The sequence below is a fragment of the Fibrobacter sp. UWP2 genome (assembly GCF_900141705.1).
Taxonomy (GTDB): domain Bacteria; phylum Fibrobacterota; class Fibrobacteria; order Fibrobacterales; family Fibrobacteraceae; genus Fibrobacter.
The window spans coordinates 37,662-50,526 of sequence record NZ_FQYM01000016.1; the positions used below are offsets into that span (position 1 = coordinate 37,662).

Sequence of the window (12,865 nt, forward strand, 5' to 3'; positions counted from 1 at the left end):
AGCTGCTAAGTGGCCAAAGGTCGCATACGCCCTTGAAAGACCGCTCGCTCGGTACGTGAGGTGGTAAGACCTCCGTTTTCTCACGAGCTCCCACCTAAAGGTGGCCATGTCCACTAAGCAGCAAGCTGCTAAGTGGCCAAAGGTCGCATACGCCCTTGAAAGACCGCTCGCTCGGTACGTGAGGTGGTAAGACCTCCGTTTTCTCACGAGCTCTCGCCTACATGGCTCGTTAATACGAGCCATTCCGGCTCACGGAAGACCGCTCGCTCGGTACGTGAGGTGGCAAGACCTCCGTTTTCTCACGAGCTCCCACCTAAAGGTGGCCATGTCCACTAAGCAGCAAGCTGCTAAGTGGCCAAAGGTCGCATACGCCCTTGAAAGACCGCTCGCTCGGTACGTAAGAAATTTCCAATACAAAAAAAATCCGGCTCATGAGAGTCGGATTTTCTGAAAGTTCTTTTGAAAACTAGAACTTGAAGATGACTTCGGCACCAAAGTCGAAGAGGAAGTTGTCGTCTTCGGTGTAGTTCAGGAGCGTGCCCGTGCCATCGCCATCACCCATCGGGAGGATTGCGGCAGCAAAGAAGTCCATGTCAATGAATTCGGTCGGGGTGAAGTAGACCTTCGGGCCGAGGTAAGCGAATTCGTTATTGTCGTTGTTGTTGTCAAGCGTGTTGGTGTGATATTCACCCATCACACCAACCTTGAGGGATTCGGTGAACTGGACTGCCGGTTCAGCATAGACGAACAAGCGTTCCGGAACATCGATCCAAGAAGCATTGCCCATCTTGTCGGTGAGGAAGGCGTAGAAGAAAGCGCCCGTGACAGAGAACTTGCCCTTGGAGATGGTCGGTTCCGCCAACACAGTGTGGCTGATCTTCGGGTTGGACTTGGCAACCTGATCATCAAAGAACCCGTAAACAGCATGCAACTTGAAGAGGTCGTTGAAGACGCTCAGGTTGACATCCAAACCGGCACGAAGACGGTTGGCATCGCCCAGGTCGTAGCCCTTGTACTGCACATACGGACGGAGTGTCTGGCCAGCCACGTTGAGATCGTAGGCCAAGTGCACAAAGTAGGCGGCCTCATCGGCGTTAACAGCGAACGGAGCGGCAATGGTGTAAGCATCGGTAGAAAGACCGATAGCGAGCTGGATACCAACGATATCCAATTCCACGCCACGCATGTTGTTTTCCTTCATGCCAGCCGCAGCTTCAGCAGGATCGTCATAACGATAGTAGTTGAAAGCACCTTCAGCATAGGTCATGTCGCCGATCTTGAAAGCCAGGAGGCTGTTCTGGTACTGGACATAAGCGCCATTGAAGCGGACTTCCGGATCAGCGGTCACGTCGTCAGCTTCCAAGCCCACAAATGCAGACCACTTGTCGTTGAATTTCACATCGAAGTTCAGGTCGAAGGTCGAGGAGAAACTGTGGATGGCACGATGATTCTCGCCATAGCCCAAAATGTAGGCATCGGCTTCGGCTTCACCGGAAATCTTGAATTCCGGACCCTTGGCTTCGGCAACCGGTTCAGCGGCAGGAGCGGCAGCAGAGTCTGCAGCAGCGACAGCGGCAGTATCGGCCGGGGCGGCAGCAGCAGCGGCGGTATCGGCCGGAGCGGCAGCAGCGGCAGTATCGGCCGGGGCGGCGGCAGCAGCGGCGGTATCGGCCGGAGCGGCAGCAGCGGCAGCAGTATCGGCCGGGGCGGCGGCCTGTTCAGCAGGAGCTGTTTCCCCGACAGCTTCCCATTCAATGTCAGCCGACTGGGCCATGGCTGCCGTAGCGGCAAGGCCGAAAATAACGGCCGAAAGTTTCATCGATTTCATCTTATCTCCTTTGATAAGTGGTTTTCGTGATTAATGACGCGAAAAAATTTAGATAATTTGTTTGTTTTTCAAGAGTAAATGGCAAAAAAATCAAGAAAAACTGACCGTTTTTACCAAAATATCGTGCAAAAGGCCATTACTGAAGACCACCTGCTCCCCATCCACAAACCGCATGGGCGTCCCGTTAATGTGGGAGGAACGCCCCCCCGCCTCCTCAACCAGGAGGGAAATGGCGGCAATGTCCCAGGGGTAACTCATGGTCATCACAAAGCAATCCAGGCGACCGCAGGCAGTAAAGCAGCCCTCGATCACAGCCGACCCGAGGCACTTGACCCGTTCGAAGACTTCGGCTTCGCGGGCAAAATTGTGGGAATTGCAGGCGTTGATTTTGGCCACCTCCCCCACATTGAAGTCGCCGTTGCTCACAATGGCGTGCGTCGGATTGGATTCGGCGCTCACATGGATGGGATTCCCGTTCATCTTGGAACCCAGCCCACGCCCCGCGGTATAGAGTTCGCCCAGCTTGGGCAGGTTTACCGCGGCCACCAGCGGCTTGCCTTCAAAATGGAGGGCTATGGAAATGCCCCACAGCGGAATCCCGCGGCTAAAATTCACAGTCCCGTCGACCGGGTCAATAATCCACTGGAACCGCGAATCGGAACCAGCAATCACGCCGGCTTCCTCAGTACGGATGGAGTGCGTCGGGAATGCCGAGCGTATTCCCTCGACAATCAGCTTTTCGCTGCTCACGTCGGCGATGGTCACCACATCCTTCACGGACTTGTACTTGACATCGCCCAGGTTCTTTTGAAGTTCAAGGCAAAGGTCGCCCGCCCTACGGGCCAGCGATTCCGCGACACTTAAATACTTTTGGATTTCTTGAACCGAGACGGTAGACATTTTTTTAACTAGAACTTGATGGGGTACAACCAGTACCAATGGACTTCCGGATAAACCTGGACCGTCGGTGCCGGCAACTTGAAGTAGTTGAGGTACTTCACAATGGAGCGCGCCATGCGGCTTTGCGGGCGGAACGCCTCGAAGTCGTAGTCCAGGGCGATGTAGACCTCGCGACGCGGGTGTGGTTCGCCGGTAAACACCTTCTCGTCAATACTCAGGCCCGCGGCAACGGCAAGCCAGCTCGGGTAATACTGGCGGGCGGCGGCGGGAAGTAAACGGTAGAGCTTGAACGAAGCCCAGAAAGTCTGGTTACAGTAGTCGTCGGTAAACACCTTGGTATGGCTTTGACGGTAATAGGCCTTGGTATTGATCCAGTAGCTCCACTTGAGGTCCACATACTTGAACACCGGAATGTAGCGTTCGGCCATAGGGAGGAACCCGCCCAAGGTCCCGCTGAGCACGTCAAAGATGCTAAAGCCCCAGTCCGGCGAATAGCCGTCCTTCACGTCGATGGCAATATGGGTCGACAATGCGGAGAGGCCCGCAAAAAGGTACGACTGGAACTCCGAAAGCCCAGCCCAGCGGTAACCCTCGTAAAAACTCTCACCCATCATAACGCCCGAGGCAAAATGCCCGAATTTGTCGAGGTTCATGGCGTAGTCGAAATCGTTTTCAAAATGGAAATGGCTGCCCTCGTCTTCCCACCAGCCCTTTTCGAACACAAGCCAGTAGGCGGCACCGTAGGCAATAAGCGTGAGGGATGCCACCCCGGCAACCTTGGGGATAGAAACCTGGGTACCAACGTCCTCCGGGTCTTCACTGCGGTAGTCCCATGCGGAATCGCGCCAGGTCAGCGGATCGTTGGGTGCCGCATGCGTGAACTGCACAAGGCAAACCAGCGCAAGAGCAAAAGCAGCAAAGCATTTTGAGATTGACCCTTTCACGCCTGTAAAGATAGAAAAAGAAAAGCCCCGGAGAATGGAACTCCAAGGGCTTTTATAATGTGTAATGCGGAATTAGTCGCGAGCCAAGAGGAGCACGCTGTTCTGGCCGCCGAAGCCAAAGCCGTCGGAGAGCGCATACTTGAAGCTGTGGCTCGTATTCTTGTTCGCGCAAACATCGAGGTGGATGCGTTCGTCCTGATTGAACACATTCGTCGTAGCATGAATCATCTGGTTCTGCAGAGACTTCACCGTGATGATGGCCTCAAGGGCACCGGCAGCACCGAGGGCGTGACCGATCATGCACTTGGAGGAGTTGATTTTCAGGGAATCGGATGCACCGAACACCTTCTCGAGGGCGGAGCATTCAGCAACATCGCCGAGCGGGGTCGACGTACCGTGGGTATTCACGTAGCCCACTTCCTTCGGGGAAATGCCAGCGTCACGGAGAGCCATTTCGATAGCGAGACGCACGCCTTCGCCGTCTTCACGCGGGGCGGACATGTGGTGTGCATCGGCGCTCATGCCGACAGCAGCAACGCGGGCCAGGATGTTCGCGCCGCGCTTCTTGGCGTGAGAAAGGCTTTCGAGCACGAGAATGCCGGAACCTTCGCCCATCACGAAGCCGTCGCGGTCCTTGTCGAACGGGCGGGAAGCAGTGGCGGGGTCATCGTTGCGCTTGGAGAGCGCATGCATGTTGGTAAAGCCAGCGAGAGCGAGCGGGTTCACCGTTTCGTCGGTACCGCCGGCCAGCATGATGTCGGCACGACCAAGGCGGATGGCGTCGTAAGCGGCAGCAATGGAATGGTTCGATGTTGCACAGGCGGAAACCACGGCGAAACAGGGACCCATCCATCCAGTGCGGTTAGAAACCTCGCCAGCAGGCATATTGGTAATCGACATCGGGATGAAGAAAGGAGAAACGCGGTTCGGACCACGGGTTCCCCAGGTGACCGCATTTTCAGTATAGGAGTTCATGCCACCGATTCCAGCACCGATAATTACTCCAGAACGGGAAGGATCTTCGGCCTTCGGGTCAACACCGGCATTCTTCAACGCCTGGAAGGCTGAATAGACAGCATACTGGATGCACTTCGAGAACCTGGACTGGTCTCTGGCGCTGAAGAACTCAGAACCGTCAAATTCCTTGACCGCAGCCGCAATTTGGACCGGCAAAGCGGAAACATCAAACCTTTCAATCTTGGCGACACCGGACTTGCCCTGCAAAAGGCTGTCCCAGAGGATGTCGGGGGAATTTCCAAGGGCCGAAACACAGCCCATACCAGTGATAACTACTTCTTCCATAGTGTGTTCCTGTATAACAAATTAACGAGGCCGAATATAGCAAATATTTTTCTTACAATAAAGTGTTTTATTTCTCATTGGGACAACCCCCCGACGAAATAAGTAAAAAGACGGACAAATATCAAATATGACGCCCAATCCGCAAAGAAACATTATCTTTTTTTTATAAAAAACTAAATTTGCAGACGCTATGACAAAAAAGAAAAGTTCTAGAAACTTGGTCTGGATGGACCTGGAAATGTCCGGACTCGACCCCGACAAGGATGTTATCCTGGAAATCGCCACAATCGTTACCGATGCGGAACTGAACATCCTTGCAGAAGGACCCGTCATAGCCATACACCAGGGTGAGAACGTCTTTGAATCCATGGACGAGTGGAATTCCAAGCACCACACTCAGAGCGGGCTCGTGGAACGCTGCAGGCATTCGCAGTACTCCACCGCCGATGCCGAGAAAGTGACATTCGACTTTATCAAGCCCTTTACCGAAAAGACAAAGAACGTGCTATGCGGCAATTCCATCACGCAGGACAGACGCTTTTTGTACAAATACATGCCCGAAATATCGAACTGGCTTTGCTACAGGAATATAGACGTCAGTTCCATCAAGGAACTTTCGTTCCGCTGGTATCCGCAACTCGCCGAATTCCAGAAGGAAAAGCGCCACGAGGCACTGAACGATATCCGCGAGAGCATCGCCGAGCTCGCCTACTACCGCAAGACGATTTTTAAGTAAACAAACTCGATGAAATATTATTACGACCCCAAGAATAGACGCCCCTACAAAGAACGAATGAGAAATCGCTGCATTGCCGCAGCCGTCTTTATTATCTTCTGCACACTGATTGGCTCCTGCATTTTTGGCGGGGAGTCCGATACCCAAGCGCCAGTCGCCTCGACCGCCGTTTCTACCAGTCTGCCAACCGCGGACTCAGCAGAAAACGCCCCAGTCGACTCCGCCGAGAAACCCGTAAACGCCCTACAGGCGAGCGCCCCGCTGACCAAGGCCGAAGAACAGGTCGAAAACATCGCGAACACGCAGGCGACCATCATCGCCGCGGTCACCCCAGAAACTCAGCCAGAGATCGAGGTCATCGACAGTGCCCACATCAAAAATCAAAAGGACGTGTTCCTCGCCGAAAAAATCGACATCATGCTGAGACGCTTCAAGCCTTTACACAGCGTGATGCTGGTAGTGGAACCCAAGACCAACGAGATTATCGCCTGGGGCGAGACCAAGGACGGCAAAGTGCAAAACGACCCCGACTACTTTGTCAAAAACACCTTCCCCGCCGCCTCGCTCGCCAAGACCATCACCATCGCCGCGGCCATGGAGAGCAACCGCTACTCGCTCAACACGCCCATTCCCGATCAGGGGGCGCACCACACCTTGTACAAGCGCCAACTGCGCGTCGCCGAGAACTACACGGGACCAACCATCGAGCTGCAGGACGCTTACGCCAAGTCGGCAAACCCGCCCTTGGCCATCATCGGCATGAACGTGGGGGCGAGCCGCCTCAAGAGCGCCGCCAAGAACCTGGGCTACAACATGAACTTTCCCAGCGGGATCCCCGGGCGTTCGAACTACAACCCGCCCGACACGGGCTACGGCCTCGCCGAAGCCAGCTGCGGCTTTACCGAGTCGACCACCCTCACGCCGCTCCTCGCCGCCGCCCAGGTGCGCTCCATCCTCACCAAAAAGCCGCTCGAAATCCCCTGGGCAGCAAACCTCCCCCAGTTCGCCCCCAAGAACCGCATTGCGCTCGACGTGGGCAAGTTCAGTGAGAATACCTACTACGGGCTCAGGGAGGCCATGATCCGCAGCATCACCAACGGCACCGCCCGCAAGCACATCTCGACCCGCAACATGGCTCGCAAAAACTTCAACGCCCTGAACATCGGCGGCAAAACGGGTAGCCTGGACGGCCACGACCCATATGGACGTTACGAATGGTTCATGGGTTTCGCACAAGCTAAAGAGGACCCGAGCAAGGCGATTGTCGTCGTCATTCTGCAAATCCACGATTTGCAGGGTTTCCGCTCGCAGCCCGCGTGCCAAGTCGCCGCAATGATTATAAATTATTGGGCACACAAAACCCTTTGGAGCAACTAATGGAACCGACCTGGTGGAACCTTATACCGACTTATTTTGATGGAACCGCATTCGCCCTTGGCAGTTTCGAGGTACGCTGGTACGGCGTAATGTACATTTTTGCCTTTGTCACCGCCTACCTCACCATGTGGAAAATCAACAAGAAAGAGAACATGGGCTACACCAAGGAACAGTTCGACAGCATGTTCACCTGGATTATCGCAGGCATTTTGATTGGCGCCAGACTCGGCTACGTGTTCTTTTACAAGCCGCATTACTACCTGCAGAACCCCACGGAGATTATTTTGCCGCTGAGCCATGACGCCCTCGGCTACCATTTTACCGGCATTGCGGGCATGAGCTATCACGGTGGACTCTTCATTGGCCTCCTCTTTGTGATTATCGGACTCAAGCGGAACAAAATGAAGATATGGCCCTGGCTTAACCTCTGTTTTTTGGCAGCCCCGCTTGCTTACACCTGGGGGCGCTGGGGAAACTTCATCAACGGGGAACTCTTTGGCGAAGTAACCACGAGCCCTATTGGCATGTTCTTCCCGCTTGCCCACGACAGCCCCATCACGAACCCGATTCTGCACCACCCTAGCCAACTCTACGAAATGTGCTTCGAGGGCGTCATCCTATTCGCCGTTCTCTATAACCTGAGACGCATTCCCCTATTGCGCGACAAGATGCCCTGCCTCTACCTGATGGGCTACGGCATATTCCGCTTCTTTATCGAATTCTTCCGCAGGCCCGATGCCCACCTGGGGCGCATCGACCTTTTCGGCATGAGCCGCGGACAGACGCTCTGCAGCATCATGATTATCACGGGCCTTGTGTGGCTGATTGTGCTGATTTACCGCCAGAAGAAAGCGGCTAGCAGCTTACCGCAAGGTTAGATACCGCGAGCGCAGGCACCTTGTAGTTCGAGAAAGGATTGTAGTATTCGTTCCCGACGGCGACAATGTTCTGGATAATATCGAAGAAATTGCCGGAGAGCGTCACGCCATCGACTGGGTGCTGGATTACGCCGTTTTCGCACCAGAACCCGTGCGCACCGATACTCAGTTCGCCTGATACCGAATTGCAGCCGGAATTGCCTTCCAGGCGGGCAACCAGCAGGCACTTGGGGAACAGCTTCAGGAGTTCCGCTGTAGTCTTGTCGCCCGCAGGAACCAATAAGTTGTAGAATCCCGTTGACATCTTGTCTCCAAAGCTGCGGGAGCCGTTGCCCGTGGTTTTTCGCCCCGCCTTCGCCGCAGTTTCAAGGTTGTAGAGCGCCGAGGTAAAGACGCCGCCATCCACCACCTTCACGCGCTGCGTGAGGCTCCCCTCGGAGTCGAACATAAAGCGGTGCTCGAACATTTCACCCAGCGGGTCGTTCCAGATGGAGAACACGTCGCTCGCGATTTTTTCGCCTTCCTTGCCGTCGAGGCGGGACATGCCCTTTTGCATGGATTCGGCCACAAAGGGGCTGCAGTACATGCCCAAAAGGCGGTTCGAAATGCGTTCAGAGAAAATCACGGGGATCTTGCCGCCTTCAATTTTTTGGGCGCCAAAGAGTTCCGTGGCGTATTCCGCAGTGCGACTTGCGATTTCATCGATGCTGAACGCGTTCCAATCGCGACCGTTCTTCACAAAATTACCCAGCTTTTTGACACCGTCGCGGCTGGCAACCGCGCCAGCCCCAGCCGAGGCGGCATTGGAGCGAGACTCATAAAATAGGCCGTTGTGGTTCGCCACAATAGCGTAGTCCTCCTCCTTTTCGGCGCCCAGGTACGGGATATTCTCGATTTCCTTAGACTTGGCAAAAGTCGCCTTCTCGAGGTCAATGCAAAAGTCCTTCATTTGCGCCAGATCGAGCTTCTCGAGTTCCGCGTTGTAGTTCACCTCGGGCTCGGAGAGCTTTACCGGCTGCGGCAACTCGATATCGGTTTTCTCGGTCCACTGCGTGTGGCAAACTGCATCCTTGAGCGTTTGCTGCAGTGCCTCCTTGGTCAAGCGCTCGGTGTGGGCATAACCCGGACGGCCATCCTTGATCACGCGGATGCCAAGCCCCACGGAATCCGAGATTTCGGTATTCTGCACCTGTCCCTGAAATACCGAGAGCCCCTCGGAATGAGAATTCGAGGCAATGATATCGAACTGTTCCGCCTCGTCCTTCGCGAGGTCACACATACAAGATACGGCGTCAATGATATTCATAATGAGTTAGTAAAATTAATCAATAAATCCCACAGAAATCTAGTAACTTATAACTTGGAACTAGTAACTTTTCTTGCGAGCATGCGCCAGTAGGCGGCAGGGCTCCCTGTCACGGACTCCAGCGATTCGGCGAGTTCGCGAGTAATAGGCTGCGTTCCGGCAATCAAGGCCTCGAGCATTTCCATGGAAACACCAAGACGACGGGCAAATTCCGCCTTGTCCATCTTAAGCCACTCGATACCTTCCAGAATTGCCTGCCCCGGAGTGGGCGTTCCATGCCTTGCCATTAGAAATCAACCTCTTTCCAGCCTTCCGCACCAAAGCGGAGGTCGCGTTCCACGAATTCCCAGATTAAAAGTTTTTTGCCCTTGAGTACGCCGGCCTTGCGGGCGAGTTTCTCGCGAACCAAAGTCGAAGCGCCGCCATCGCTCACGATAGATGCCACAGGACGGTTCATGTTCTTCGCGAAGTGCGCAATCCAGCCCGCGTTCACCGGCGAATCGGTCTGGTAAATGCGGCTAAAGCTGTCACCGAGAATCAAAATCTTCGCCTTGCGGAAGTCGTCCTTGAAAGGCGACACCACATGCCCCGTGACATCTTGCTCCTTGAACACGCCAAACTTGTTGAGCCCGCTCATCTCGCCTATATCGCCCATGCGGTGCGCCACGCTGTCGGCAACCGAAAACTCCACCGAGTCCTCGCCCACCTCGATGACGCCCGCCTCTGCCATGGACTGCACCTTTTTGGCTATCTCCTTGGCCGCCAGTTCCGCACCGCGGGGGGTCCAGTGCGTGTCGTCGTTCAGGTAGAGTGCTCCTTCCGCCGTATCGCCCGCCTTGGCGGCAAGCAGAGGCGTGTACAAGTCCACCGTGTTAAATCCAAGCGAGGTAAGCGAATCGAGAATCGCCTTGCCGTGTCCGCGGGTAGCCCCGTTCGACGAGGTATTTCCCAAATTCAACGGGGATTCGCCGCCCGTAAGGCGTTCGGGGTAAATGCTCGGCTTGCCCGGCACCACGACCACCAAAAGTTCCACGCCCTTCGCGCGCAGCTGGTCGCGGAACTTCGCGATTGCCTTCACGGGGTTGTCGAGCTTGGCGCTGCGCGCGTCGAGGGGTGACGGCTGCACCAAGAATTCCACGTCCTGGCGGTAAAAAAGCCACGGGTCCTGATTCCCCGCCGGTGCAGGTGGTTTGGAGCCGAGGACGACTTTTTCACCGGGGTCATTAAAAATCTTCCAGACGGCCAGCTGGTAACGCGGACGCACCGCCAAAACAAGCGCATTCTCGTCCTCGACCTTGCTCTCAAAGGCGCGCAGGTAACGGCTCGTCCAAACGCCATATTGCTTCACGTCAAGGAAGGCGTCGCCCAGCGAAAAATGGTCAAATCGCGAAATGGTCGCTTTCAATGCCGAATCCACCGTCGGGAAGCTCTCGGGTTCGTCTTCGAGGGCGGCCAGGAGCGTGTCGGCCTGTTTCAACAGCTTGTAGCGGGATTCCCCTGAATCCAGCTCGGCATAGGTGTTCACCGTAAGCACAGCCGCTTCGAGGTCGGAGAGCGCCCCCACAACCGGTTCCAGGGCGTCGGCAATCTCGGTACCGCCCGCCATGGACTCGCGTGCGGCTCGCCAGCAGGAATCCAACTTGAGCGCCGCATGGGCAATGGCGTTCCCACGCTTGAACGGCGTGTAGACCACATCCTTGAAAATATCGAACGAAATGAACCGCTTATCGCCGCGGAGGTCCGCCACCGACTGCACCGAGAAGGGCAGCAAAAGCAAAAGACCGAAAACAGCGATAATGGCGACAAGTTTTTTATTCACGCCCCTAAAATAGAAAAAAACGGACAGCACCACAGCGCCATCCGCTTAAAATACCCGGTCCGCGACTCGAACGCGGAGCTAGTCCTTAGGAGGGACCCGTTTTATCCTGTTAAACTAACCAGGCAACTCGCCGGCGACTACTGCCACCGAAGCATTGCAAATATACAAAAGAATTCCGGTTTCGTCAGCAACGAAACCGAGCTTGCAAAAACTAGTAAGCGTGGTCGCAGTCCACGTTCTCCTTGCCCTTGATACCATTCGCGCACTCGATAAGGCCTTGGAGTACGCCGTTACGGAACGTGCCCCAACTCTTTTTGTCGTTCTTCATGATGAAACACGCCTGGTTGCTCTTTTCGGGGTCTGTGCCTTCGATGCCGTTCACGGGTATCCACTCGTAGCAGCGTTCATCCACATAGTAGGTGTAGAACTTGCCCTCAATTTTGCCATCGCGGTAGTTGCCAAAGGAATAGCCCAGATCGTTCTGTCCGTTGAGCAGACCCTTCTTGAAGTCGATGGTAATCTTGTCCTTGAGTTTGGCGCGCGCGGCCTCGCGTTCTTCCTTCTTTTGGGCGAAGGCTTCCTCGGCGGCCTTCCTCTGCTTGCCCTTGAGCTTGCTGATGCGCTTGAGTTCACGCTTGTCGGCCTTCTCCTCGGCCTTCTGCTGCGCCTTGTAGTCTTCGACAAACGGGTAGTGGACCGTGAGACGGCCGTGGATTTCGTTGTTCCAGTACGGGATCTCTGCCATGAGGAAGCCCTTTTGCGAGAACATGTTGACCATGCCATGCACCGCGCCCATCTTGTAGGGGACTTCGAGGTGCAAGAAGTAGTAGGGCTTCATTTTCTTCTTTTCTTTGGGATCCTTGATGCCCAGATTGTCGACCGCGCTGTAGCGGTAGAAACGCGAAACGCCGTTCTTGTTGCCGTGGACGTATTCGGTGGTATAAAGCACCTTGCCGAACTCCTTGCCCTGGCGCATAGGCAGGTTGGGGTCGTTGCCGTAGCCCGTCTCGCGGCCATGGAACTTGCCGTTGGCATCCACGGTCATCTCGTTTTCGAGGTAGCCGTTCAAAAGGAAGCCGGACCACACGTTGCCATCTTTGCAGCGGACATCGCTGTAGTCAATAAAGCGACCCACGGCATCGGGCAAAAGCTTTTCGGGGAGCCCGGAAATGGCGAACACACCCTTGCGGTTCCAGTCCAAAAGGCGCGGGGCGTCCGGACGTTCGTGATACTGGAAAAAGCACGGGATGCTGTCGAGGCGGGCCTTGCGCTCGGCAAAATACGTTCCAAACGGAGTCGGTTTCTTGTTGTCGGTGAACTTTTGCGCCACGGCGTCGTGGACCTTGCCGCTATCGGCAAAGTCGGCAAGTGTAAAGCCCGTGCTGTTGAGGTGGTCTACGCAAAGGTCCAGGTTCTTGTTGTACTCGTCGCTGTCCTCGGCGCACTTTTTGCCCTTGCACTTGAGAATTTCAAACTGAGGCAAATCCCACACCTTGGTCACCTTGGTGGCGCCTTCGCCCCACTCGTCGGCTTCCTTCTCTTCGATGTTGAAGCAACCGCAAATCCAGGCTTCGCCATAGGTCTTCACAGCAAGGCGTTCCAGTTCCTCGGGCTCGACACGGCCGACGTTTTCCATCCAGCAGTCAAAATACCTGGTGATTTTATCTTCGGCCATCGTCAGGGTCGCGAAGCCTAAAAGCAAAAATAGCGAGACTTTGACAAATTTTTTCATGTTACTCATTCCTATTCCACCATAAAATATAACACCAACAAAA

General features: G+C 55.0%; 11 protein-coding genes and 1 tRNA gene. 3 read left to right on the forward strand and 9 right to left on the reverse strand.

Annotation, left to right across the window (positions count from 1 at the left end; all coding sequences use genetic code 11):
• Positions 1-466: 466 nt before the first annotated feature.
• The 4 genes from BUB55_RS14230 to fabF form a co-directional block, all read right to left on the reverse strand.
• Positions 467-1,828 carry a hypothetical protein gene (locus BUB55_RS14230; protein ID WP_159431953.1) on the reverse strand — a complete coding sequence of 454 codons (1,362 nt, stop codon included), beginning with the start codon at positions 1,826-1,828 and terminating at the stop codon, positions 467-469.
• A gap of 90 nt (positions 1,829-1,918) precedes the next feature.
• Complete coding sequence (locus BUB55_RS08710) at positions 1,919-2,728, reverse strand: inositol monophosphatase family protein (RefSeq protein WP_073190034.1); 810 nt, start codon at positions 2,726-2,728, stop codon at positions 1,919-1,921.
• 8 nt (positions 2,729-2,736) lie between these two features.
• Complete coding sequence (locus BUB55_RS08715; RefSeq protein ID WP_234971876.1) at positions 2,737-3,672, reverse strand: YfiM family protein; 936 nt, start codon at positions 3,670-3,672, stop codon at positions 2,737-2,739.
• Positions 3,673-3,744: 72 nt separating this feature from the next.
• Complete coding sequence (fabF, locus tag BUB55_RS08720) at positions 3,745-4,974, reverse strand: beta-ketoacyl-ACP synthase II (RefSeq protein ID WP_073190038.1); 1,230 nt, start codon at positions 4,972-4,974, stop codon at positions 3,745-3,747.
• A gap of 190 nt (positions 4,975-5,164) precedes the next feature.
• On the opposite strand from fabF, the gene orn reads away from it, so the two are divergent.
• Genes orn through lgt form a run of 3 tightly spaced genes read left to right on the forward strand, consistent with a single transcriptional unit; the run spans position 5,165 to position 7,965 of the window.
• Complete coding sequence (orn, locus tag BUB55_RS08725) at positions 5,165-5,710, forward strand: oligoribonuclease (protein ID WP_073190040.1); 546 nt, start codon at positions 5,165-5,167, stop codon at positions 5,708-5,710.
• A 57-nt stretch (positions 5,711-5,767) separates the two neighbouring features.
• Positions 5,768-7,087 carry a penicillin-binding transpeptidase domain-containing protein gene (locus BUB55_RS08730; protein ID WP_234971877.1) on the forward strand — a complete coding sequence of 440 codons (1,320 nt, stop codon included), beginning with the start codon at positions 5,768-5,770 and terminating at the stop codon, positions 7,085-7,087.
• The gene (gene lgt / locus BUB55_RS08735) at positions 7,087-7,965 is read left to right on the forward strand and encodes a prolipoprotein diacylglyceryl transferase (protein ID WP_073190044.1); all 879 of its coding nucleotides are present in this window, start codon (positions 7,087-7,089) and stop codon (positions 7,963-7,965) included. Before BUB55_RS08730 ends, lgt begins: the two co-directional genes overlap by 1 nt.
• Here lgt and BUB55_RS08740 read toward each other — a convergent pair.
• The 5 genes from BUB55_RS08740 to BUB55_RS08760 all read right to left on the reverse strand — a co-directional run bounded on the left by BUB55_RS08740 (position 7,943) and on the right by BUB55_RS08760 (position 12,822).
• Positions 7,943-9,271 (reverse strand): TldD/PmbA family protein, encoded by a 1,329-nt coding sequence (locus BUB55_RS08740; RefSeq protein WP_073190046.1) that lies wholly within the window; start codon positions 9,269-9,271, stop codon positions 7,943-7,945. The genes lgt and BUB55_RS08740 overlap by 23 nt on opposite strands.
• Before the next feature lie 47 nt (positions 9,272-9,318).
• The gene (locus BUB55_RS08745) at positions 9,319-9,558 is read right to left on the reverse strand and encodes a helix-turn-helix transcriptional regulator (protein ID WP_073190048.1); all 240 of its coding nucleotides are present in this window, start codon (positions 9,556-9,558) and stop codon (positions 9,319-9,321) included.
• On the reverse strand, positions 9,558-11,090 hold the full coding sequence (locus BUB55_RS08750; RefSeq protein ID WP_073190085.1) for an alginate O-acetyltransferase AlgX-related protein: 1,533 nt from the start codon (positions 11,088-11,090) through the stop codon (positions 9,558-9,560). The genes BUB55_RS08745 and BUB55_RS08750 overlap by 1 nt, the downstream gene beginning before the upstream one ends.
• 51 nt (positions 11,091-11,141) lie before the next feature.
• Positions 11,142-11,214 (reverse strand) — tRNA-Arg (locus BUB55_RS08755).
• 87 nt (positions 11,215-11,301) lie between these two features.
• A complete protein-coding gene (locus BUB55_RS08760; protein WP_073190049.1) occupies positions 11,302-12,822 on the reverse strand; it encodes a cell envelope integrity protein TolA in 1,521 nt (506 codons plus the stop codon).
• Between the last annotated feature and the right edge of the window lie 43 nt (positions 12,823-12,865).